Here is a 23593-nt window from a genome sequence, read left to right on the forward strand (position 1 = left end):
CCCGCATCCTCGCCCCGTCTCCGCCCCGGACGGTCCCCTCATCCGAGTTCGAGCGAACGCCCGATGATCTCCTTCATGATCTCGGTCGTGCCCGCGTAGATCCGGCTCACCCGGCTGTCCTGCCAGGCACGGGCGATCGGGTACTCCAGCATGTAACCGTACCCGCCGTGCAGTTGGACGCAGGCGTCCATGACCCTGCCCTGGAGCTCGGTGCACCACCACTTGGCCTTGGCCGCGTCGACCACCGTCAACTCGCGCGAGTTGAGGGCCAGTACGCAGCGGTCGAGGTAGTGCTGGGCCACCTCGATCTCGGTGGACAGCTCGGCGAGCCGGTGCCGGATCACCTGGAGGGAGCCGATCGGCTTGCCGAAGGCCTTGCGCTCGCGGACGTACTCCACGGTCCAGTCGAAGGCGGCCGACGCCTGCGCCAGACCGGCGATGGCGACCGACATGCGCTCCTGCGCGAGGTTCCGGGTCAGCGCGAAGAAGCCCTCGCCCTCCGCGCCGAGCAGGTTGGCGGCCGGGACCCGGGCGCCGTCGAAAACGAGTTCGGCGGTGTCCTGGGCGTGCAGACCGACCTTCTCCAGCTTGCGGCCGCGCTCGAACCCGGGGGTGCCGCGCTCGACCACGATCAGGCTGAGCCCGCGGTGCGGGTGCTCGCCGGTGCGGACGGCGACGACCACCAGGTCGGCGTTGATGCCGTTGGTGATGAACGTCTTCGCGCCGTCGAGGACGTAGTGGTCGCCGTCGCGGACGGCCTTGGTGCGGATGCCGGACAGGTCGGAGCCGGTGCCGGGCTCGGTCATGGCGACCGCCGTGATCAGCTCGCCGGAGGCGATGCCGGGCAGCCAGCGGGCCTTCTGCTCGTCGTCGGTCTGGTCGAGGAAGTAGGGCAGGCACACGTCCGCGTGCAGGGTGGGCCCGAGGATCGCCGGGATGGCCGCCGCCCTGGCGCCCTCCTCGTGCAGGATCGTGTTGTAGCGGAAGTCGTGGATGCCCCCGCCGCCGAACTCCTCGGGCACGGCGATGCCCAGCGCGCCGAGGGCCCCGAGACCGGTGAACAGCTCACGGGGCACGATGCCCGCCTTGTCCCAGTCCGCGTAGTGCGGCACGACGTGCTTGGCGATGAAGGCCCGCACGCTCTCCCGGTAGTCCTCGTGCTCGGCTTCGAAAAGGGTTCGCTTCATGATCAGCTTTCTCAGAGTCGTCGAGATCCGGGGCGCTGCCGCCGTACGGCCGAATGCGACAGCGGAGACTACTCGGGATTCACTTGCCGCGGAAGTGGTGAAGTGACGGCGGGTGAGGCGTGATTGGCGGACGCCACATGCCAGTCATCCCACTGATCAGGATTCACAAGAGACGGGCGCCGCTGTGCCCCTGGTCACACCCCCCGCGCCTTCTGCGCTTTACTAGGACGTCCTAGTATTTCTCTGATACGCGTCCCGTCGACCTGTCTGGGAAGGCCCCCGATGAGCGATCTGCACCGACCCGTGCACCCCGTCCGCCTCGTCACCGCATCGGCTCTGTTCGACGGGCACGACGCGTCGATCAACATCATGCGGCGGATCTTCCAGGCCCAGGGCGCCGAGGTGATCCACCTGGGGCACAACCGCTCGGTGCAGGAGGTCGTGAACGCGGCGCTGGAGGAGGACGCGCACGGCGTGGCGGTCTCCTCCTACCAGGGCGGCCATGTCGAGTACTTCGAGTACCTGGTCGAGTCGCTGCGCGAGCGGGGCGCGGAGCACATCCGCGTGGTGGGCGGCGGGGGCGGCGTGATCGTGCCCGAGGAGATCGCCCGGCTGCGCGGCAGCGGGGTGACCATCTTCTCCCCCGAGGACGGGCAGCGGATGGGCCTCGCCGGGATGATCAACTCGGTGGTGCGGGACTGCGACTTCGACCTGTGGGAGGGCAAGCCCGCCGACGCCGCGGCCGTGCTGGCCGGGGACCGGTTCGCGATCGCCCGTGCCATCACGGGCGCGGAACTCGGCGCGCTGCCCTCGGAGTTCCTGGAGCGGCTGCGGGCCGCGGCGGCGTCCCGGGTGGTGCCGGTGCTCGGCATCACCGGCACCGGCGGCTCCGGCAAGTCCTCGCTGACCGACGAGCTGGTGCGGCGCTTCCGGGTGGACCAGCAGGACAAGCTGCGTATCGCGGTGATCGCGGTCGACCCGACCCGCCGGCGCGGCGGCGGCGCGCTGCTCGGCGACCGGATCCGGATGAACTCCCTGGACGGCAACCGGGTGTTCTTCCGCAGCCTGGCCACGCGCGGCAGCCATGAGCTGCCGGAGCACCTCTCCGAGGTGATCGACGTGGTCAAGGCCGCCGGGTTCGACCTGGTGATCGTGGAGACGCCGGGCATCGGCCAGGGCGACGCGGCGATCGTGCCGTTCGTCGACACCTCGCTGTACGTGATGACGCCGGAGTTCGGCGCCGCCTCCCAGCTGGAGAAGATCGACATGCTCGACTTCGCCGACGTGGTCGCGGTCAACAAGTTCGAGCGGCGCGGCGCCAAGGACGCGCTGCGCGACGTGAGCCGCCAACTGGTGCGCAACCGCGAGGCGTTCGACAAGAAGCCCGAGGACATGCCGGTGTACGGCACCTCGGCCGCGACGTTCAACGACGACGGGGTCACCGCGCTCTTCCAGCACCTGAAGACGGCCCTGGGCGAGAAGGGGCTGTCCCTGGACGAGGGCACCCTGGCGCCCGTCACCGTGCGGCACTCCTCCGGCATCCGCCAGGTGGTGCCCGCCGACCGGGTGCGCTACCTCGCCGAGATCACCGAGACGGTCCGCGCCTACCACGCCCGGACCGAGGAGCTCGCCGAGGCGGCCCGCCGGGTACAGCGGCTGGACGCGGTCAAGGGTGAACTCGCCGCGGCCGGGTCGGACGCCGGCAATGTGGAGGCGCTGCTCGAGGACGCGCTCAAGCGGCTCCCGCACGAGGTCACCGAGCAGATCGAGAACTGGCCCGCCGTCGTGGCGTCGTACTCCGGCGACGAGCAGGTCGTGAAGATCCGCGACCGGGAGATCCACACCAAGCTGACCCGCGAGTCCCTCTCCGGCAACAAGATCCCCCGGGTGGCGCTGCCCCGCTTCACCGACCACGGCGAGCTGGTGCGGTTCTGGCGGCGGGAGAACCTGCCGGGCCACTTCCCGTTCACCGCCGGGGTGTTCCCCTTCAAGCGGGACGGCGAGGACCCGGCGCGGATGTTCGCCGGGGAGGGCGACCCGTTCCGCACCAACCGGCGCTTCAAGCTGCTCTCGGAGGGCCAGCCGGCCACCCGGCTGTCCACCGCCTTCGACTCGGTCACCCTCTACGGCCGCGACCCCGACGAGCGCCCCGACATCTACGGCAAGGTCGGCACCTCCGGTGTCTCGGTGGCGCACCTGGACGACATGAAGGCGCTGTACGACGGCTTCGACTTGATCGCGCCGACGACCTCGGTCTCCATGACGATCAACGGCCCGGCCCCCACCGTGCTGGCGTTCTTCCTGAACACCGCGATCGACCAGCAGATCGAGCGGTTCCGCGAGGCCGAGGGCCGCGACCCGTCGGCGCAGGAGGCGGCCGAACTGCGCGCGCACGCGCTGGCGAACGTGCGCGGCACGGTGCAGGCCGACATCCTCAAGGAGGACCAGGGCCAGAACACCTGCCTGTTCTCCACGGAGTTCTCGCTGCGGATGATGGCCGACATCCAGGAGTGGTTCATCGCCAACAAGGTCCGCAACTTCTACTCGGTGTCCATCTCCGGCTACCACATCGCCGAAGCGGGCGCGAACCCGATCAGCCAGTTGGCCTTCACCCTGGCCAACGGCTTCACCTACGTCGAGGCGTACCTGGCGCGCGGCATGGACGTGGACGACTTCGCCCCGAACCTGTCGTTCTTCTTCTCCAACGGCATGGACCCCGAGTACTCGGTGCTCGGCCGGGTGGCCCGCCGCATCTGGGCGGTCGCGATGAAGGAGAAGTACGGCGCCAACGAGCGTTCCCAGAAGCTGAAGTACCACGTCCAGACCTCGGGCCGCTCGCTGCACGCCCAGGAGATGGACTTCAACGACATCCGCACCACGCTGCAGGCGCTCATCGCCATCTACGACAACTGCAACAGCCTGCACACCAACGCCTACGACGAGGCGGTCACCACGCCCACCGAGGAGTCGGTGCGCCGGGCGCTGGCCATCCAGCTGATCATCAACCGGGAGTGGGGCCTGGCGATGAACGAGAACCCGCTCCAGGGGTCGTTCATCATCGACGAGCTGACCGATCTGGTCGAGGAGGCGGTGCTCCGGGAGTTCGAGCGGATCAGCGAGCGCGGGGGCGTGCTCGGCGCCATGGAGACCGGCTACCAGCGCGGCCGCATCCAGGACGAGTCGATGCTCTACGAGCAGCGCAAGCACGACGGCACGCTGCCCATCATCGGCGTCAACACCTTCCGCAACCCGCACGCGGACGAGGCCGAGCCCGGTGCCATCGAGCTGGCCCGCGCCACCGAGGAGGAGAAGCGCTCCCAGCTGACCCGGGTGCGCGATTTCCAGGGCCACCACCGGCAGGAGGCGCACGCCGCCCTGGCCGCGCTCAAGGCGGCGGCGGTCGACGGCGACAACGTCTTCGCCGTGCTGATGGACGCGGCGCGGGTCTGCACGCTCCAGCAGATCACCGAGGCGTTCTTCGAGGTGGGCGGCCAGTACCGGCGCAACGTCTGACGTCGGCGGGCGGCGCAGGGGGGAGCGGGCCGGCCCGCTCCCCCCTGCGGGCCGTCAGGCCTCGTAGGCGAGCAGCGTCATCATGCCCGCCTCGCCGTGGTAGGCGTTGTGGCAGTGCAGCATCCAGCGGCCCGGGTTGTCCGCGTCGAAGTACACCGACACGGTGCGCCCGGGCAGCACGATGGTGGTGTCCTTGCGGGGGCCGTCGGTGCCGAGCTGGTAGGTGTGGCCGTGCAGATGCATCGGGTGCCACATGTCCGTCTTGTTGACGAAGTCCAGCCGGACCCGCTGACCCTGCTCGACCGTGAGCGGGTGGGCGGTGGGGTGCTTCATGTCGTACCGCTTGCCGTTGATGCCCCAGTCGTACTCGGCCATGCCGCCGGTGAGTTCGACGCGGTGGACGCGGTCGGTCTTCCTCGTGTCCAGGCGGACCTCGTCGGCCGCCGTCAGCCGGGCGGCGTTCATGATCATGCCGGTCAGTTCCGCCGGGCGGACGGTGGGCTTGGGCGCGGTCCCGGAACCGGTGCGCACCAGCGCCATGCCGCTCGCCTTCTTGCCCTCGGCGAGGGCGACCAGCGGGAAGACCCCGTCGGCGAGCGTGACCAGGACGTCGTAGCGCTCCCCCATGCCCACCAGCAGGGCGTCCACCTGCTGGTGGGCGACCGGGTAGCCGTCGGTGTGGGTGATGGTCAGCTTGTGCCCGCCGAGCGCGACGCGGTACGCCGTGTCGCCGCCCGCGTTGACGATGCGCAGCCGCACCCGCTTGCCGGGCTTGCCGGTGTAGACGTCGGGGTCGGTCGGCACCCGGCCGTTGACCAGGTGGTACGGGTACTTGACGTCGCCGGCGTCGCCGCCGAGCAGATCGCTGCGCGCGCCCATGAGCATGAACTTCATCGACATGCCGCCGGAGCCGCCACCGTCGTCCGAGCCGCCGCTCATGTCCATGTCGCCCATGTCCATCCCGCCCATGTCGCCCATGTCGTGGCCGGAGGAGCCGCCGTGGCCGGAGCCGCCCGTCCCCATGCCGCCCATCCCCCGGCTCAGTTCGGCGAGGACCTCGTCGGGGGTGCCGGTGACACCATCGACCCAGTCGTCCAGGACGACCACCCACTCGTCGTCGTACGACAGCGGTTCCTTCGGGTCCTCCACGATCAGCGGAGCGTGCAGTCCGCGGTCGAGCTGGACGCCGACGTGCGGGTGGAAGAAGTAGGTGCCGGGGGTTTCGGCGACGAACCGGTAGGTGAAGTTGCGGCCGGCCCGGACGGCGGCCTGGGTGACCGGGGGCACGCCGTCCATGTCGGCGCGCAGGGCGATTCCGTGCCAGTGGACGGAGGTGGTGGTGCCGCCCGGCAGTTGGTTGGACAGTTCGGCGGCGAGGGTGTCGCCGGCCGTGAGCCGGATCTCCTTGCCGGGGGCGTGGCCGCCGTAGGCCCAGCTCTTCGCCGTCACCTTGCCGCCGAGGTCGAGCACGGCCGGTGCGGCGGTCAGGGTGACGTTGCGGACCGTGCCGCTGGTCCTTCGCCCGCGTTCGGTGGCGGCGACCACCTTGCTGTCGGGGCTCACCAGGGCCGGGGCGCCGCCGGAGCCGCTGCCGCACGCGGCGAGCGCGCCGCCTCCAGCGACGGCGAGCCCGGCCAGCAGGGCGTAGCGACGGTTGATGCTGTTCATGTGGATGCCTCGTTTCGGTCTGCCGTTGGTCTGGCGCGTGCGGCATCCGCCCCCGGGCGGGAGCGGGCCGCCCGGACGGGCCTAGATCAGCAACCGGGAGAGGACGGAGAGGTCGGGCGGCGCGCGGTGCGGGTGGCCCGGCAGGCCGAGTCCGGCGAGCACGCCCCGCGCGGGGACGCTCGGTACGGCGTGGGGCGCGGCGGCCGGGGGCGCGAGCAGTTGCGGTGAGCCGACGGCGCCGGAGGTGCAGTGCTGCATTCCGGGGCCGGAACAGGCGCCGTCGGCGTCGTGCTCCAGACCGGAGGTCACGGCCTGGGCGGTCGCGCCGCGCCGGACCGTGCCGGGCCCGGCCATGGCGCACCCGGGCGTGCCGCGCGCGGACATGACCTGCCCGGACATGACGTGGTCGCCCTTGTCGGGCCCGGCGATCGCATCGTCGGCCATGGCAGGTCCGGCCGCGGCTTTCCCGGTCGTGGTGTGCCCGCACCCGTCGGCCGCGTGCGCGGCGCTGCCGTACGGCGCGCCGTGGGTCGCCCCGGGCATCGCGCTCATGACGGCGGTGGCGGACATGGCCGGCGTGCCGCTCATGTCGTGGTGGACCAGGACGGCAAGCGCGGCGAGCAGCGTCAGCACGGCGGCCCGGGCACGGCGCGGTACGCCACCCCGGGCGATGGTCCGCCGACAGGTCACGCGCCGCCTCCTTCCCGCTCCACTGGGTCCGCCAGGTCCCTCACTATACCCCCGAGGGGTACGGCGCCCACCCGGCCCCCACCCACGGACGATCAGATGACCAAGTACCCCTGGGGGGTATATCGTTCGAGTGTCGGGAGGGCCGGTGCACCACCCCTCCCGCGGACCGAACCATGCTCTCACCCGAGGAAGTGGCCATGACCGAACAGAACTCCGGCTCCTGCTGCGGCTCCTGCGGTACCGGGACGGCGACCGACGTCCAGGTCCACGGCAGCGGCGTCACCACCGTGTACAAGGTCTCCGGCATGACCTGCGGCCACTGCGAGTCCGCCGTCTCCAAGGAGATCTCCGCTCTGGACGGCGTCACCGCGGTCACGGCCGTCGCCGACAAGGGCGAGGTGACGGTCACCTCCGCCGCCCCGCTCGACGAGGAGGCCGTCCGCGCCGCCGTGGACGAGGCGGGCTACGAGCTGGTCGGCACCGTCTGAGTCCGCGCGGCGCCGGGCGCCGCACCCCGGACGAAAACCCCTCCACCCCCTCGGGGACGGAGGGGTTTTCGCCTTTCCGGGGCCCGCAACTGCCGTTCGGAGTCGATGAGTTCACTCTCTTACATACCCCCCACGGGTATGCTACGGTGCACCGCACAAGTACCCCCCAGGGGTATACGTAAGAAGGGTGGAGTCATGTCAGCCGTCAATCCCAGGCGCTGGTGGGCACTGGTCGTGCTCGCCGCCGCGCAGTTCATGGTCATCATGGACACGTCGATCATCGGGGTGGCGCTTCCCGAGATGCAGAAGGACCTCGGCTTCTCGCAGGGCGAGTTGCAGTGGGTCTTCAACGCCTACGTCATCGCCTTCGGCGGTCTGCTGCTGCTCGGCGGCCGTTTGTCCGACCTGCTCGGAGCCCGCAAGGTGTTCGTCACCGGCTGGACGGTGCTGGTCGCGGGCTCGATCGTGGCCGCCGCCGCGCAGAGCGCGTCCGTCGAGGTCGTCGGCCGCGCGGTCCAGGGCGTGGGCGGCGCGCTGATCGCGCCCTCGGCCATGACCCTGCTGATGATGCTGTTCGCCCACGACCCCAAGGAGCTGGGCAAGGCCATGGCGCTCTACGGCGCCGCGGCCCCCGCGGGCGGCACCGCCGGCGTCTTCATGGGCGGTGTGTTCACCCAGTGGCTGAGCTGGCCCTGGGTGTTCATCATCTACATCCCGATCGGCCTGGCCACGCTCGCGGCCGCCAAGCTGCTGCCCGCCGTCGGCGGCCGGCGCGGCGGGGTGGACGTGCTCGGCGCCGTCTCCGTCACCGCCGGTCTGGCGCTCGCCGTGTTCGCCGTCGTCCGCGCCCCGGAGGTCGGCTGGTCCTCGACCGGCACCGTGCTGGAGCTGGCCCACGCCGTCGCGCTGCTCGCCCTGTTCCTCGTGATCCAGAAGACGGTGCGCGAGCCGCTGATGCCGCTCGGCATCTGGCGGGTGCCGCGCCTGGGTTCGGCGAACCTGGCGATGGCGCTGCTCGGCGCCGCGTGGATCCCGATGTGGTACTTCCTCAACCTGTACCTCCAGCAGGTCCTGGGCTACGGGGCGTTCGCCTCCGGTGCCGCGCTGCTGCCGATGACCGTGCTGCTGATGATCTTCATGACGGCCATCACCGCCCGGCTGATGGCCAAGTTCGGGGCCAAGCCGTTGATCGGCGGCGGCCTGCTGGTCCTCGCGGCGGGTCTGGTGTGGCTGTCCCAGGTCCAGCCGACGGGCACCTTCGTGGTCGACGTCCTGCCCGCGTCGCTGGTCGCGGCCCTCGGCATGTCGCTCGCCTACATCCCGGCGATGATGGCCGCGATGTCCGGTGCGCCGCCGGAGCAGGCGGGTCTGGCCTCCGGCATCGTCAACACCACCTACCAGGTGGGTTCCGCGCTCGGGCTCGCGGCACTGACCGCCGTGGCCACCTCCGCGGGCGCCGGCAAGCTGGGCAACCTGCCCGCCCTCACCGACGGCTTCAGCGCGGCCTTCATGTGGGCCGCGGCGATCGCCGCCGTGGGCGGACTGACCACCCTCCTGTCCATGCGCAGCGAGAAGGCGGCCGCGGCACAGGCCGGCGCCGCACAGGAGGCGACCGGCGAACGGGCCGGTGTCTGACGGGCATTCATCCGGCGGACCGGCACCGCGGAGACCGCCGGCACCGCCGTCCCCCTGGACGACCAGCCAGCTGGACGACAAACCCCTCGACGGGCCGTTCGGTTTCGGGCAACCGGAACGGACGGCCCTGTCCCGTGGACGGAGGAGCACCGCGATGGACATACAGACCCGCGCCGTACAGGTGCACCAGGATTCCCCGGCGACCGGCGGCCGGCCGCTCAGCGTGCCGATCGTGCAGTCCTCGGCCTTCGCCTTCGAGTCCGCCGCCGAGCTGGCGCAGGCCATGGGCGGGCCGGACGGGGCGTACGTCTACTCCCGGCGGGGCAACCCCACCGTGCGGGCCCTGGAGCGGACGCTCGCCGCGCTGGAGGGCGGGGCCGCCGCGATCGCGTTCGCCTCCGGGATGGGCGCGATCAGCGGCGTCCTGCTGGCGCTGCTGCGGCCCGGTGACCATGTGATCGCCGGACAGTGCCTGTACGGCGGCACCTACTCCGTGCTCACGGACCTCGCCCGGCGCTTCGGCGTCGAGGTGGACCACATCAGCGGCGACGACCCGGCCGACTTCGCCGAGTTGGTCCGCCCCACCACCCGGCTGCTGCACCTGGAGACCATCGCCAACCCCACGGGCCGGGTGCCCGACCTCGGGGGTCTGCTGGCCGAGGCGCGGCGGCACGGGGTGACCGGCGTGGTGGACAACTCGCTGGCCTCGCCGGTGCTGTGCCGCCCGATCGAGCACGGCGCCGACGTGGTGGTGCACTCCACGACCAAGTACCTGGCCGGGCACTCCGACGTGCTGGGCGGGGTCGCCGTCTTCGCCGACGAGGCGCTGCGGGACCGGGTGTGGCCCAGGACCGTGGAACTGGGCGCGTGCGCCGACCCGTTCGCGGCCTGGCTGACCCTGCGCGGCCTGCCGACGCTGCCGTTGCGCATGCGCCAGCACTGCGCCGGCGCGGAGGTGCTGGCCCACCGCCTCGCCGGACACGACCGAGTCGCCGCCGTGCACTGGCCGTTCCTGCCGGACCACCCCTCCCACGACCGCGCGCGGGCGCTCCTGGACGGGGGCGGCGGCATGGTCTCGTTCGAGCTCACCGGCGGGCGGCAGGCGGGGCAGGCGTTCATCGAACGGGTGCGGATCGCCCGGCTGGCGCTGTCGCTGGGCGGCGTGGAGACGCTGGTCGCGCACCCCGCGTCCACCTCCCACCGGGAGCTGGACGACGCGGCGCTGGCGGCCGCCGGCATCGGCGCGGGCACCGTGCGGATGTCGGTCGGCATCGAGCACCCGGAGGACCTGTGGGCGGACATCGCCGAAGCCTTGATCGAGTCATAGATTTTGGTTGACAAAATAAAAGGCCGATTCGTAGATTGAGTGAAGCCCAGAGAACCGGCTCTTCGGCCCAGAGGGGGCTTCATGCGTTACTTCGAGGACTTCCGCACCGGTGACATCCACGAGCTCGGCACGGTCACCGTCACCGAGGAGGAGGTGCTCGAGTTCGCCCGGCGCTACGACCCGCAGCCCTTCCACATCGATCCCGAGCGGGCGAAGCAGTCGCCGTTCGGGGGGCTGATCGCCAGTGGATTCCACACCTCGGCGCTCTTCATGCGGCGCTACGTCGACGGCCTGCTCGCCTACAGCGCCTGCGCCGGCTCCCCTGGCATCGACGAGGTCCGGTACCGCCGGCCGGTCCGCCCGGGCGACGTCCTCACCGCGCGGGTCGAGATCCTCGGATCGCGCCCCTCGCTGGGCAACCCCGCCACCGGCATCGTCCAGCCCCGGTGCGAGCTGGTGGCCGCCGACGGGACGGTCGTGTTCAGCATGATCCTGCACAGCATCTTCCGGCGGCGTCCCGCCGACTCCCGCGCCGCGACCCCGTCGTCGATGTCGGCGGCGCAGGACCCGGTCGCCTGCTGTGCCCGACAGCGCTGAGCACGGCCGTCTGCACACCCACCGCTTCGACCGACGAAGCGCTGCCCCGAAGGGAGACCTCCCGTGGAGGCCGTATCCCGCACCGCCCAGTGGACCGCCGCCGCGCGGGCCCTGGAGACCGACCGCGAGGACCGGCTGTTCGCCGATCCCCACGCCCGAACCGTCGCCGGCACCACCGGCTTCGAGCTGCTGGAACGCTACGCGGGCGCGGGCACCGTACCGTTCCTCGCCATCCGCACCACCTATCTGGACCGCGCCATCGAGCGCGCGGTGCGCGAACGCGGGCTGCGCCAGGTCGTGTTCCTCGCGGCCGGCATGGACACCCGCTACTACCGCCTCGACTGGCCCGACGGCATCACCCTGTACGAGCTCGACCGTCCCGCGCTGCTGGAGGCCAAGGCCGCGCTGCTCGCCGACGAGCCCGAACCGGCCGGCCGCGAGCGCCGCACCGTCGCCGTCGATCTGCGCGAGGACTGGACCGGCGCCCTCAAGGAGGCGGGCTGGCAGGCGGAGCGGCCCACGCTGTGGGTGGTCGAGGGACTGCTGTTCTTCCTGCCGGAGAGCGCCGTGCGCACCCTGCTCGCCACCCTGTGGCAGCACAGCGCGCCGTCCTCCGTGCTGCTCGGCGACGTCATCAGCGAGGCCGCTCTGCGCAATCCGCTGTCCCGGCCCTTCATGAAGGCCCTCGAAGAGGACGGCAACCCGTGGCTGTTCGGCACCGAGGAACCGGAGCAGCTGCTCGTCTCCTGCGGCTGGACCGTCCAGGAGGTGCGCCAACCGGGCGAGGAGGGCGCCGACTTCGGCCGCTGGCCGTACCCGGTGCCGCCCCGCGAGACCCCCCGCGTGCCCCGTTCCTTCCTGTTCACGGCGACCCGAGACGAGATCACGTCATGACCTATCCGACCGGTCCCGGGGCCACCGGGCCCGCGGCCGCCTTCCACCAGCGCGTCATCGACGACGCGGCGGCCGCCGTACGCGGTCTGACCGTCTCCCTCGGCGAGCGGCTCGGCCTGTACCGCGTGCTCGCCGAACAGGGCCCGCTCACCCCCGCCGAACTGGCCGAGCGCGCCGGCATCGCGCCGCGCTACGCCGAGGAGTGGCTGCACGCGCAGCTCAGCGCCGGCTATGTGGAGCGCCACCCGTCCTCCGACAAGTACACCCTGCCCGCAGAGCACGCCGCCGTCCTCGCGCAGCCCCCGTCGCCCACCTACGCGGCGGGCTTCTTCACCGCGCTCAAGGCGCTGTACGCCACCGAGGACCTGCTCCTCGACGCCTACCGCAGCGGCGAGGGCGTCGGCTGGGCCGAGCACGACCCGGCGCTCGACACCGGCATGGGCAGCTTCTTCCAGCCGACCTACCAGCACCGGCTGCTGACCGACTGGATCCCGGCGCTGCACGAGGTGAGCGACAAGCTGGCGGCCGGCGGCACGGCGGCGGACGTCGGCTGCGGCGTGGGCCACACCACCCGGCTGATCGCCCGCGCCTTCCCCGACGCCCGGGTGTACGGCTTCGACTACTCGGAGGAGGCCATCGCCATCGCCCGGCAGCTCGCCGAGGACGAAGGCCTGAGCGACCGTGTCGTCTTCGAGACCGCGTCCGCCGACGATTTCCCCGGCGGCGGCTACGACCTGGTCACCTTCTTCAACTGCCTGCACGACATGGGTGATCCGGTGGCCGCGGCCCAGCACGTCCACAAGTCGCTGGACGCGGACGGCACGTGGATGCTGGTCGAGTCGAACGTCTCCCCCTCCGACATCGACACCCACACTCCGCCGGCGCGCATGTTCATGGCGCTGTCCGCCGTGATGTGCCTGCCGGTCGCCCTCGCGCAGCGCGGCCCGCACGCACTCGGCAACCACTCCGGCGAGAAGGCGTTCCGCGCCATCGCCGAGGAGGCGGGCTTCACCCGCTGGCGGCGGGCGACCCAGACGCCGGTGAACGCCGTCTACGAGGTCCGTCCCTGACCCGGCCCCCGCACTCGGACAGGAGAAACCATGGCCGCCACGGCCCTTCCCGTCAACGACCGTTTCCTGGAGATCCTCGAACGGCTCAGTGAGAAGTCCATCGAGGACTACTACAACCCCTACCAGCGGTTCGCCTGGCCGCAGACGCTGGACGAGAACCGCATGTGGACGAGTCCCGACCTGCTCACCGTCTACGGCACCGAGCACTACGACCGGCTGGACGAGGACACCCTCAAGCGGCTGTCCAAGTGGGAGTCCGTCAACTTCTACAGCCTGAACGTGCACGGCATCCGCGAACTGCTCATCGAGGTCGTGGGCCGCATCCACATGCCGGGCTTCGAGGTGCCCTCCGACTTCTTCCACCACTTCATCGGCGAGGAGAACGAACACATGTGGTTTTTCTCCGAGTTCTGCCGACGCTACGGCGGCAAGATCTACTCGTCGATGACGATGAGCGCCGACTCCACCTGGGAGAGCGAGGTCGAGAACTTCCTCGTCTTCGCCCGCATCCTGTTCTTCGAGGAGCTGGTGGACCACTACAACACCCGGATGGGGCAGGACGATTCGCTCTGCGAGACCATCCGCCAGGTCAACCGCCTGCACCACCAGGACGAGTCCCGGCACATCGCCTTCGGCCGGGAGCTGGTTTCGCTGCTCTTCACCCGCATGCGCGAGGCGGTGAGCGCCGAGCGGCTGCGCGAGGTGGAGAGCTATCTGAAGCGCTACGTCGTCTTCAGCGTCAACTCCCTCTACAACCCGCACGTCTACCGCGACGCCGGCATCGCGGACCCGCTGGGGCTGCGCAACGCCCTGCTCGCCGACGAGCGCAGGCGCGCCCAGGAGCGCAAGGCCATCCGCAAGCCGCTCGCCTTCTTCCTCAAGACCGGGATCTTCTCCGACGACACTCTGCCGGCCCTCTGATCCGGACCGGCCGTCCTTCCGGCCCTGCCCGCCGATAGCGGGGCGGCCGGCCCAGCGAACCGAGAGGTGGTCCACCACCGTGCCCGACACCATATCCACCGTGCCCCCGCGCTCACCGGCCGTGAGCCGCGGCCTGCCCTCCCTCGGAGCGGAGGAGACGGCGCTGCTCCGGCTCCTCGACGACACCTTCGAGAAGTGGGGCGTCAGCGCCGGGGCCCGTCCGATGACCATGCCCCCGCTGCTGCCCGCCGCCGACCTCAAGCGGCTGGACTACTACGAGAACTTCCCCCACCAGGCCGTCGTCGCCACCGCGATCGACGTCGACCGCCGCGGCGAGTACTGCTCCGAGACGGGCTGCTTCCCGTGCAGCTCGCTCCAGCCCGCGGAACTCGGCCTGCCCTCCGCCTCCTGTTACGCCGTCTACCTCGACCACGAGGGCCGCGAGGTCGCGGCGGACACCCTGGTGACCGTGGTCGGCTGGTGCTTCCGCAAGGAGGAGCGCTACGAGGGGCTGCGCCGTCAACTCGGCTTCCACATGCGGGAGATCGTCGCCCTCGGCAGCCGTGAACACGCGGACGCGCACCTGCTGGACTTCACCGACCGCATCACCGCCTTCGCCCGGGCGCTGGACCTGCCGCTGCGCAGGGAGGCCGCCACCGACCCCTTCTACGACAAGGGCGGCTCCAAGGCGCTGCTGCAACGGCTGTCCCCCGTCAAACACGAGTTCCTCTTCGAGGATCTCGCGATCGCATCCGTCAACACCCACCGCAACTTCTTCGGCGACCGCTGCTCCATCACCCTCGCCGGCACCGGCGAGCCGGCCTCCACCAGCTGCGTCGCCTTCGGGCTCGAACGCTGGTTGTCGGCCCTCACCCGGCGGTACGGCACCTGGGCCGCCGCCACCGAAGCCGTGCTCGCGGCAGGCGACCGACTCCGGCCGGTCGGCCCGGGGGTGTGAGGTGCCTGCCCATCCCACCGCCCAAGGCGGCGGCCCGGGCTGGGCGAACCTCGGCATGGACATCGTGTCCGTCAAGCGCGTCCGCCGGCTCCTCGACGACCACGGCGAGGATTTCTTCCAGCGGATGCTGAACCCCGGCGAACTCGACGACTGCCGTACGTCCAGCGGCCTCGATCTGCTCAGTCTGTGCGGACGGATCGCGGCCAAGGAAGCGGCGTTCAAGACCCTGCGGGTCCGGGGCCGGTTCCTGCCCTGGCGCGACATCGTGGTGCGCCGCTCCGACGGCGGCTGGCCCCTGGTCGAACTGCGCCGCACCGCCGCCGAGATGGCAGCCGAGTCCGGCATCCAGGACATCACGGTGAGCATCAGCCACGACGTGGACTACGCGGTGGCCGTGGCCGCCCCCGTCCTCGGCGATCCCCGGCACCGGCCGTGAGCCGCCCGCTTTGCCCCCACCCTTCCTCGATCACCGTTAGGAGTACCGCCATGACCGACGGCCTGCAGCAGGTGAAGGACTGGATCCTCAAGCGCCACCCGGAGCGCGACGACATCCCGAACGACCTCGACCTGATCGAGAACCGGCTCATCGACTCGCTGTCCTTCGTGGAGTTCGTCTTCCTCCTCGAGCAGCACAGCGGCCGCGCCATCGAGATGGAGACCCTGGAGGTCGACTCCCTGCGCACCCTCGACGCCATCGAGGCCGCCTTCTTCCTCGCGGAGGTGAAGTGAGATGAGCCGGCGGCTCTTCACCTCCGAGTCCGTCACCGAAGGCCATCCCGACAAGATCGCCGACCGGATCAGCGACACCGTCCTGGACGCGCTCCTCGGCCAGGACCCGGCCGCCCGGGTGGCCGTCGAGACCCTGATCACCACCGGTCAGGTGCACATCGCCGGCGAGGTCACCACCCACGCGTACGCCCCCATCGCCCAGCTGGTGCGCGACACGATCCTCGACATCGGCTACGACTCCTCCGCCAAGGGCTTCGACGGCGCCTCCTGCGGGGTCTCCGTGTCGATCGGCGCCCAGTCGCCGGACATCGCGCAGGGCGTGGACGCCGCCTACGAGGCGCGCGCCGAGGGCGACGACGACGAGCTGTCCCGGCAGGGCGCGGGCGACCAGGGCCTGATGTTCGGCTACGCCTGCGACGACACCCCCGAGCTGATGCCGCTGCCGATCCATCTCGCGCACCGGCTGGCCGAGCGGCTGACCGAGGTCCGCAAGAACGGCGGCTGTCCCTATCTGCGGCCGGACGGCAAGACGCAGGTCACCATCGAGTACGACGGCGACCGCCCGGCGCGCCTGGACACCGTCGTCGTCTCCTCCCAGCACGCCGGGGACATCAGCCTGGAGGGCCTGCTCGCCCCGGACATCCGGGAGTCGGTGGTGGAGCCGACGCTCAAAGCGCTCGCCGAGCAGGGGGTCGGCCTGGAAAGCGACGGCTACCGGCTGCTGGTGAACCCCACGGGCCGCTTCGAGATCGGCGGACCGATGGGCGATGCGGGCCTGACCGGCCGCAAGATCATCATCGACACCTACGGCGGGATGGCCCGGCACGGCGGCGGCGCCTTCTCCGGCAAGGACCCCTCCAAGGTGGACCGCAGCGCGGCGTACGCGATGCGCTGGGTGGCGAAGAACGTGGTCGCCGCCGGTCTCGCCCACCGCTGCGAGGTCCAGGTCGCCTACGCCATCGGCAAGGCGGAGCCGGTCGGCCTGTTCGTGGAGACGTTCGGCACCGAGTCCGTGCCGGTGGACCGCATCCAGGACGCGATCACGGAGGTCTTCGACCTCCGTCCGGCGGCGATCGTGCGCGACCTGGACCTGCTGCGGCCCGTCTACGCACGGACCTCCGCGTACGGCCACTTCGGCCGCGAACTGCCGGAGTTCACCTGGGAGTCGACCGACCGGGCCGGCGCGCTGCGCGACCACGTGGAGGGCTGAGATGCGTATCGCTGTCACGGGATCCATCGCCACCGACCACCTGATGTCCTTCCCGGGGAGCTTCACCGACCAGCTCCTGGCCGACCGACTGGACCGCGTCTCCCTGTCCTTCCTCGCCGACCGGCTGGAGATCCGCCGTGGCGGCGTGGCAGCGAACATCTCGTTCGGCCTCGGGCTGCTCGGCCTGCGGCCGGTGCTGGTCGGGGCGGTGGGCGACGATTTCGAGCCCTACCGCGTCTGGCTGAAGCAGCACGGGGTCGACACCGACTCCGTGCTGGTCAGCGAGGAGCACCACACCGCCCGTTTCGTCTGTACGACGGACCGCGCGCAGAACCAGATCGCCACCTTCTACGCCGGCGCGATGACGGAGGCCCGCAGGATCGACCTGCGGGCGATCGCCGAGCGCACGGGGCGGCTCGGACTGGTCATGATCTCGCCCGACGACCCGGAGGCCATGCTGCGGCACACCCGGGCCTGCCGGGACCTCGCCATCCCGTTCGCCGCCGATCCGTCCCAGCAGCTGGCGCGGCTCAGCGGCAAGGAGGTGCTCGAACTCGTCGAGGGAGCCCGCTGGTTGTTCACCAACGAGTACGAGACCGCGCTGCTCCAGGAGCGCACCGGGCTCGGCGTGCCGGACGTGCTGCGCCGCGTCGGCCGCTGGGTCACCACGGAGGGCGCCGCGGGCGTCCGCATCCGCCGCGACGGCCGGCCGGACCTGACCGTGCCCGCGGTCGAGGTCCCCGGTGTGGTGGACCCGACCGGTGTCGGCGACGCGTTCCGCGCGGGCTTCCTCGCCGGCACGGCGTGGGGTGTGCCGGAGCGCTGCGCGGCGCAGCTCGGCTGTGTCGTGGCCGCCACCGCGCTGGACTACGTGGGCACCCAGGAGTACCGGCTGTACCGGGACATCGTGCTCGGGCGGTTGCGCACGACCTACGGCGTGGGCTGCGCGGCCCAGCTGGCCATGCACCTCGCGGCGCACCTGCGGGGGCTGACGTGACGGCGGCCCGGACCGGCGCCCTGCGGACGGCGCTCGCGACCAGGGTGGTGGTGGCCGACGGGGCGATGGGCACCATGCTCCAGGCCCAGGAGCCCACGCTGGAGGACTTCCAGCAGCTGGAGGGCTGCAACGAGGTCCTCAACGTCACCCGCCCGGACATCGTCCGCTCGGTCCACGAGGCCTACTTCTCGGTGGGCGTGGACTGCGTGGAGACCAACACCTTCGGGGCGAACCACGCGGCGATGGCGGAGTACGACATCGCCGGCCGGGTGTACGAGCTGTCCGAGGCGGGCGCCCGGATCGCCCGGGAGGTGGCGGACGAGTTCACCGCCCGGGAGGGCCGGCAGCGCTGGGTGCTGGGTTCCATGGGCCCCGGCACCAAGCTGCCCACCCTGGGGCACATCGGCTACGGCACGATTCGCGACGGCTTCCAGGCGAACGCGGAGGGCCTGCTGGCGGGCGGCGCGGACGCGCTGCTCGTGGAGACCACCCAGGACCTGCTCCAGACCAAGGCCGCCGTGCTCGGCGCCCGGCGCGCCCTGGACACCCTCGGTCTGGACGTGCCATTGCTGGTGTCGATGGCCTTCGAGACCACCGGCACCATGCTGCTGGGCTCGGAGATCGGCGCGGCACTGACGGCCCTGGAGCCGCTGGGCATCGATCTCATCGGCCTGAACTGCTCGACCGGACCGGCCGAGATGGGCGAACACCTGCGCCATCTCGCCCGCAACGCCCGCATCCCGCTGCTGTGCATGCCCAACGCGGGCCTGCCGGTGCTGGCCAAGGACGGCGCGTACTTCCCGCTCGGTCCGGCTGAACTGGCGGACGCGCAGGAGACGTTCGTGCGTGAGTACGGGCTGTCGCTGGTGGGCGGGTGCTGCGGCACGACTCCGGAGCATCTGCGGCAGGTGGTGGAGCGGGTGCGGGACATGGTGCCGTCGGCGCGTGCGCCGCGGCCGGAGCCGGGTGCGGCCTCGCTGTACCAGTCGGTGCCGTTCCGGCAGGACACCTCGTATCTGGCGATCGGTGAGCGCACGAACGCGAACGGGTCGAAGAAGTTCCGTGAGGCGATGCTGGAGGGCCGCTGGGACGACTGTGTGGAGATCGCCCGCGAGCAGATCCGCGAGGGCGCGCACATGCTCGACCTGTGTGTGGACTACGTCGGCCGGGACGGTGTCGCGGACATGGAGGAGCTGGCCGGGCGGCTGGCGACGGCGTCGACGCTGCCGATCGTGCTGGACTCCACCGAGGTGGAGGTGATCCGGGCCGGTCTGGAGAAGCTGGGCGGGCGCGCGGTGATCAACTCGGTGAACTACGAGGACGGGGAGGGGCCCGGGTCGCGGTTCGCGCGGGTGACGGCGCTGGCGCGGGAGCACGGTGCGGCGCTGATCGCGCTGACCATCGACGAGGAGGGCCAGGCCCGCACCCCCGGGAAGAAGGTGGAGATCGCCGAGCGGCTGATCGCGGACCTGACGGGGAACTGGGGGATCCGTGAGGAGGACATCCTCATCGACACCCTCACGTTCACGATCTGCACGGGCCAGGAGGAGTCCCGCGGGGACGGTGTGGCGACGATCGAGGCGATCCGGGAGCTGAAGCGGCGCCATCCCGCGGTGCAGACCACGCTCGGGCTGTCGAACATCTCCTTCGGGCTGAACCCGGCCGCGCGGATCCTGCTGAACTCGGTGTTCCTGGACGAGTGTGTGAAGGCGGGACTGGACTCGGCGATCGTGCACGCCTCGAAGATCCTGCCCATCGCCCGGTTCAGCGAGGAGGAGGTCGCCACCGCGCTGGACCTGATCTACGACCGCCGCGCCGAGGGCTACGACCCGTTGCAGAAGCTCATGCAGCTGTTCGAGGGGGCGACGGCGAAGTCGCTGAAGGCGGGCAAGGCCGAGGAACTGGCCGCGCTGCCCCTGGAGGAACAGCTCAAGCGGCGGATCATCGACGGGGAACGCAACGGTCTGGAAGCCGACCTGGACGCCGCGCTCGCGGAGCGGCCGGCGCTGGACATCGTCAACGAGACGCTGCTGGACGGCATGAAGGTCGTCGGTGAGCTGTTCGGCTCGGGGCAGATGCAGCTGCCGTTCGTGCTGCAGTCCGCCGAGGTGATGAAGGCCGCGGTCGCCTATCTGGAACCGCACATGGAGAAGTCGGACGCCGAGGGCAAGGGCACCATCGTTTTGGCCACGGTGCGCGGTGACGTCCACGACATCGGCAAGAACCTGGTCGACATCATCCTGTCGAACAACGGCTACAACGTGGTCAACCTCGGGATCAAGCAGCCCGTCTCCGCGATCCTGGAGGCCGCCGAGGAACACCGCGCGGACGTGATCGGCATGTCCGGGCTGCTGGTGAAGTCCACCGTGATCATGAAGGAGAACCTGGAGGAGCTCAACCAGCGCGGCCTGGCCGCCCGCTTCCCGGTCATCCTCGGCGGCGCCGCCCTCACCCGCGCCTACGTCGAACAGGACCTCCACGAGATCTACGACGGCGAGGTCCGCTACGCCCGCGACGCCTTCGAGGGCCTGCGCCTGATGGACGCCCTCATCGGCGTCAAACGCGGCGTGCCGGGTGCGAAGCTGCCCGAGCTGCGGCAGCGCCGGGTCCGGGCCACGGCCGCGGCGGAGGTGACCGAGCGGCCCGAGGAAGGACACGTGCGCTCCGACGTCGCCACCGACAACCCCGTGCCCACCCCGCCGTTCTGGGGCACCCGCGTCAGCAAGGGCATCCAGCTCAAGGAATACGCCTCCTGGCTCGACGAAGGCGCCCTCTTCAAAGGCCAATGGGGTCTGACCAAGGACCTGTTCGAGACCGAGGGAAGGACCCGGCTGCGCGGCTGGCTCGATCTGCTGCGCACCCGCAACCTGCTGGAAGCGGCCGTCGTCCACGGCTACTTCCCCTGCGTCTCCAAGGACGACGACCTGATCATCCTCGACGAGCACGGCGCGGAACGCACCCGGTTCGCCTTCCCCCGCCAGCGCCGCGGCCGGCGGCTGTGCCTGGCCGACTTCTTCCGCCCCGAGGAGTCCGGCGAGACCGACGTGGTCGGCTTCCAGGTCGTCACCGTCGGCTCCCGCATCGGCGAGGAGACCGCCAAGCTCTTCGAGGCCAACGCCTACCGCGACTACCTCGAACTGCACGGCCTGTCCGTCCAGTTGGCCGAAGCCCTCGCCGAGTACTGGCACGCCCGCGTCCGCGCCGAACTCGGCATCGCCGGCGCCGATCCGGACTCGCTGGACGGCATGTTCCGCACCGACTACCAGGGGTGCCGCTACTCCCTCGGCTACCCGGCCTGCCCCGACCTGGAGGACCGCGCCAAGATCGCCACCCTGCTGGAACCCGAGCGGATCGGGGTCCGGCTGTCCGAGGAGTTCCAGCTCCACCCCGAACAGTCCACGGACGCGATCGTGATCCATCACCCCGAGGCGGGGTACTTCAACGCCGGGCGGCGCTCATGACCACCTTCTCGTTCGAGTTCTTCCCACCCGCCACCGCCGCGGGCGAGCGTGCCCTGTGGAGCACGGTGCGCAAAGTGGAGGCGCTGCGGCCGGACTTCGTGTCGGTCACCTACGGGGCGGGGGGTTCCTCCCGCGACCGTACGGTGGCGCTCACCCGGCGCATCGCCGCCGAGACGACCCTGCGTCCGGTCGCCCATCTGACCGCCGTCGGGCATTCGGTGGCCGAACTGCGCCACATCGTCGGCAGCTACGCGGACGCGGGCATCCGTGACGTCCTCGCGCTGCGCGGCGACCCGCCCGGCGACCCGCAGGGCCCCTGGGTCCCGCATCCCGACGGGTTCACCCACGCCTACCAACTGGTCGAACTGCTGCGCTCGCTGGGCGACTTCACCATCGGCGTGGCGGCCTTCCCGGAGGGGCATCCGCGCTCACCCGACGCCCGGACCGACCTGCGCCACTTCGTGGCCAAGTGCAAGGCCGGCGCGGACTACGCCATCACGCAGATGTTCTTCCGCGCGGAGGACTATCTGCGGCTGCGGGACCGGGTCGCCGCGGCCGGCTGCGAGACCCCGATCATCCCGGAGATCATGCCCGCCACCGACGTCCGCCAGATCCGCCGGTTCGCCGAGCTCAGCGCGGCGACCTTCCCGGAGGACCTGGCGCACCGGCTGGAGGCGGCCCGGCACGATCCCGCCGTCGCGCACCGCATCGGCGTCGACCACGCCGTCGCCATGGCCGACCGGCTCCTCGCCGAGGGGGCGCCCGGTCTGCACTACATCACCCTGAACCGCTCGACGGCGGCCCTGGACATCCATCGCACCATCCAAGCCTCGAGGAGCCTCAGTGTCCGCTGACACCCACGACTTCAAGGTCGCCGACCTCTCGCTGGCCGAGTTCGGCCGCAAGGAGATCACCCTCGCCGAGCACGAGATGCCCGGTCTGATGGCGATCCGCAAGGAGTACGCCGAGGCCCAGCCTCTCGCCGGCGCCCGTGTCACCGGCTCTCTGCACATGACCGTGCAGACCGCGGTGCTGATCGAGACCCTGGTCGCGCTCGGCGCCAGGGTCCGCTGGGCTTCCTGCAACATCTTCTCCACCCAGGACCACGCGGCCGCCGCCATCGCCGCGGCCGGGATCCCGGTGTTCGCCTGGAAGGGCGAGACCCTGGAGGAGTACTGGTGGTGTACCGAGCAGGCGCTGACCTGGCCGGACAGTCCCACCGGCGGCCCGAACATGATCCTGGACGACGGTGGTGACGCCACCCTCCTCGTCCATCTGGGCGTGGCCTTCCGGAAGACCGGCGACCTCCCGCCCGCCGACAGCGAGGAACTCGCTGTGCTCCGGGCTCTGTTGGAGCGCAGCGACCTCGACTGGACGGCGGTCGCCGCCGGTATCCGTGGTGTGACGGAGGAGACCACGACGGGTGTGCACCGGCTGTACGAGATGCAGCGTGACGGTGTGCTGCTGTTCCCGGCGATCAATGTGAACGACGCGGTCACGAAGTCGAAGTTCGACAACAAGTACGGTTGCCGGCACTCGCTGGTGGACGGTATCAACCGGGCCACCGATGTGCTGATCGGTGGGAAGACCGCGGTGGTGTGCGGTTACGGCGATGTCGGCAAGGGGTGTGCGGAGTCGCTGCGCGGTCAGGGTGCGCGGGTGATCGTGACGGAGATCGACCCGATCTGCGCGCTGCAGGCGGCGATGGACGGGTACCAGGTCACGACGCTGGACGAGGTCGTGGACAAGGCCGACATCTTCGTGACGACGACGGGCAACAAGGACATCATCATGGCCTCGGACATGGCCCGGATGAAGCACCAGGCGATCGTCGGGAACATCGGTCACTTCGACAACGAGATCGACATGGCCGGTCTGGCGAAGATCCCGGGCATCGTCAAGGACGAGGTGAAGCCGCAGGTCCACACGTGGACCTTCCCGGACGGCAAGGTGATCATCGTGCTGTCGGAGGGGCGGCTGCTGAACCTGGGCAATGCCACCGGTCACCCGTCGTTCGTGATGTCGAACTCGTTCGCGGACCAGACCCTGGCCCAGATCGAGCTGTTCACCAAGCCGGACGCGTACCCGACGGGTGTGTACGTGCTGCCCAAGCACCTGGACGAGAAGGTCGCCCGGCTCCACCTGGACGCGCTCGGTGTGAAGCTGACCAAGCTGCGCCCGGAGCAGGCCGCCTACATCGGTGTCGAGGTCGACGGCCCGTACAAGCCGGACCACTACCGCTACTGAG

The 23593-nt window shown here is 70.8% G+C and carries 19 protein-coding genes; 16 read left to right on the forward strand and 3 right to left on the reverse strand.

Annotated elements, in window-relative coordinates:
* Window positions 1-38 precede the first annotated feature (38 nt).
* The gene (locus ACSP97_RS01840; RefSeq protein WP_355147157.1) at window positions 39-1187 is read right to left on the reverse strand and encodes an acyl-CoA dehydrogenase family protein; all 1149 of its coding nucleotides are present in this window, start codon (window positions 1185-1187) and stop codon (window positions 39-41) included.
* 282 nt (window positions 1188-1469) lie between these two features.
* Between ACSP97_RS01840 and icmF the strand changes: the two genes are divergently transcribed.
* On the forward strand, window positions 1470-4700 hold the full coding sequence (icmF, locus tag ACSP97_RS01845) for a fused isobutyryl-CoA mutase/GTPase IcmF (RefSeq protein WP_440556155.1): 3231 nt from the start codon (window positions 1470-1472) through the stop codon (window positions 4698-4700).
* Window positions 4701-4754: 54 nt separating this feature from the next.
* Here the strand turns inward: icmF and ACSP97_RS01850 are convergent, their stop codons facing one another.
* Both ACSP97_RS01850 and ACSP97_RS01855 read right to left on the reverse strand, forming a co-directional pair.
* Window positions 4755-6368, reverse strand: coding sequence for a multicopper oxidase family protein (locus ACSP97_RS01850; RefSeq protein WP_440556156.1), 1614 nt, complete (start codon window positions 6366-6368; stop codon window positions 4755-4757).
* An 81-nt stretch (window positions 6369-6449) separates the two neighbouring features.
* A complete protein-coding gene (locus ACSP97_RS01855; protein ID WP_440556157.1) occupies window positions 6450-7058 on the reverse strand; it encodes a hypothetical protein in 609 nt (202 codons plus the stop codon).
* Window positions 7059-7255: 197 nt separating this feature from the next.
* Here ACSP97_RS01855 and ACSP97_RS01860 point away from each other — a divergent pair, with 197 nt between their 5' ends.
* From ACSP97_RS01860 to ahcY, 15 genes are all read left to right on the forward strand, one after another.
* Complete coding sequence (locus ACSP97_RS01860) at window positions 7256-7546, forward strand: heavy-metal-associated domain-containing protein (protein WP_355147149.1); 291 nt, start codon at window positions 7256-7258, stop codon at window positions 7544-7546.
* A 195-nt stretch (window positions 7547-7741) separates the two neighbouring features.
* Complete coding sequence (locus ACSP97_RS01865; protein WP_440556158.1) at window positions 7742-9181, forward strand: MFS transporter; 1440 nt, start codon at window positions 7742-7744, stop codon at window positions 9179-9181.
* Between the two features lie 154 nt (window positions 9182-9335).
* Entirely contained in the window at window positions 9336-10508 is a 1173-nt protein-coding gene (locus ACSP97_RS01870; protein WP_358682000.1) for a trans-sulfuration enzyme family protein, read from the forward strand.
* Window positions 10509-10589: 81 nt separating this feature from the next.
* Window positions 10590-11105, forward strand: a complete 516-nt coding sequence (locus ACSP97_RS01875) for a MaoC family dehydratase (protein ID WP_355526588.1) — start codon at window positions 10590-10592, stop codon at window positions 11103-11105.
* Between the two features lie 63 nt (window positions 11106-11168).
* The gene (locus ACSP97_RS01880; protein ID WP_355526590.1) at window positions 11169-11999 is read left to right on the forward strand and encodes a class I SAM-dependent methyltransferase; all 831 of its coding nucleotides are present in this window, start codon (window positions 11169-11171) and stop codon (window positions 11997-11999) included.
* Entirely contained in the window at window positions 11996-13069 is a 1074-nt protein-coding gene (locus ACSP97_RS01885) for a methyltransferase domain-containing protein (protein WP_391870747.1), read from the forward strand. Before ACSP97_RS01880 ends, ACSP97_RS01885 begins: the two co-directional genes overlap by 4 nt.
* 30 nt (window positions 13070-13099) lie before the next feature.
* Window positions 13100-13990: a diiron oxygenase gene (locus ACSP97_RS01890; protein WP_440556159.1), complete on the forward strand. Its 891-nt coding sequence runs from the start codon at window positions 13100-13102 to the stop codon at window positions 13988-13990.
* Window positions 13991-14069: 79 nt separating this feature from the next.
* Window positions 14070-14948 (forward strand): hypothetical protein, encoded by an 879-nt coding sequence (locus ACSP97_RS01895; RefSeq protein ID WP_355526599.1) that lies wholly within the window; start codon window positions 14070-14072, stop codon window positions 14946-14948.
* A 1-nt stretch (window position 14949) separates the two neighbouring features.
* Window positions 14950-15384: a holo-ACP synthase gene (acpS, locus tag ACSP97_RS01900; RefSeq protein ID WP_070021862.1), complete on the forward strand. Its 435-nt coding sequence runs from the start codon at window positions 14950-14952 to the stop codon at window positions 15382-15384.
* A 50-nt stretch (window positions 15385-15434) separates the two neighbouring features.
* A complete protein-coding gene (locus tag ACSP97_RS01905) occupies window positions 15435-15677 on the forward strand; it encodes an acyl carrier protein (protein ID WP_355526602.1) in 243 nt (80 codons plus the stop codon).
* Window position 15678: 1 nt separating this feature from the next.
* Entirely contained in the window at window positions 15679-16887 is a 1209-nt protein-coding gene (gene metK, locus ACSP97_RS01910; RefSeq protein WP_355526604.1) for a methionine adenosyltransferase, read from the forward strand.
* A 1-nt stretch (window position 16888) separates the two neighbouring features.
* Entirely contained in the window at window positions 16889-17884 is a 996-nt protein-coding gene (locus ACSP97_RS01915) for a carbohydrate kinase family protein (protein WP_440556160.1), read from the forward strand.
* A gap of 65 nt (window positions 17885-17949) precedes the next feature.
* Window positions 17950-21345, forward strand: coding sequence for a methionine synthase (gene metH / locus ACSP97_RS01920; RefSeq protein WP_440558539.1), 3396 nt, complete (start codon window positions 17950-17952; stop codon window positions 21343-21345).
* Window positions 21342-22199, forward strand: coding sequence for a methylenetetrahydrofolate reductase [NAD(P)H] (gene metF, locus ACSP97_RS01925; protein WP_355533462.1), 858 nt, complete (start codon window positions 21342-21344; stop codon window positions 22197-22199). Before metH ends, metF begins: the two co-directional genes overlap by 4 nt.
* Window positions 22189-23592, forward strand: a complete 1404-nt coding sequence (gene ahcY / locus ACSP97_RS01930) for an adenosylhomocysteinase (protein ID WP_440556161.1) — start codon at window positions 22189-22191, stop codon at window positions 23590-23592. Before metF ends, ahcY begins: the two co-directional genes overlap by 11 nt.
* The last annotated feature ends 1 nt before the right edge of the window (window position 23593 follow it).

Source organism: Streptomyces sp. SCPE 10, assembly GCF_051980735.1.
GTDB lineage: Bacteria > Actinomycetota > Actinomycetes > Streptomycetales > Streptomycetaceae > Streptomyces > Streptomyces misionensis.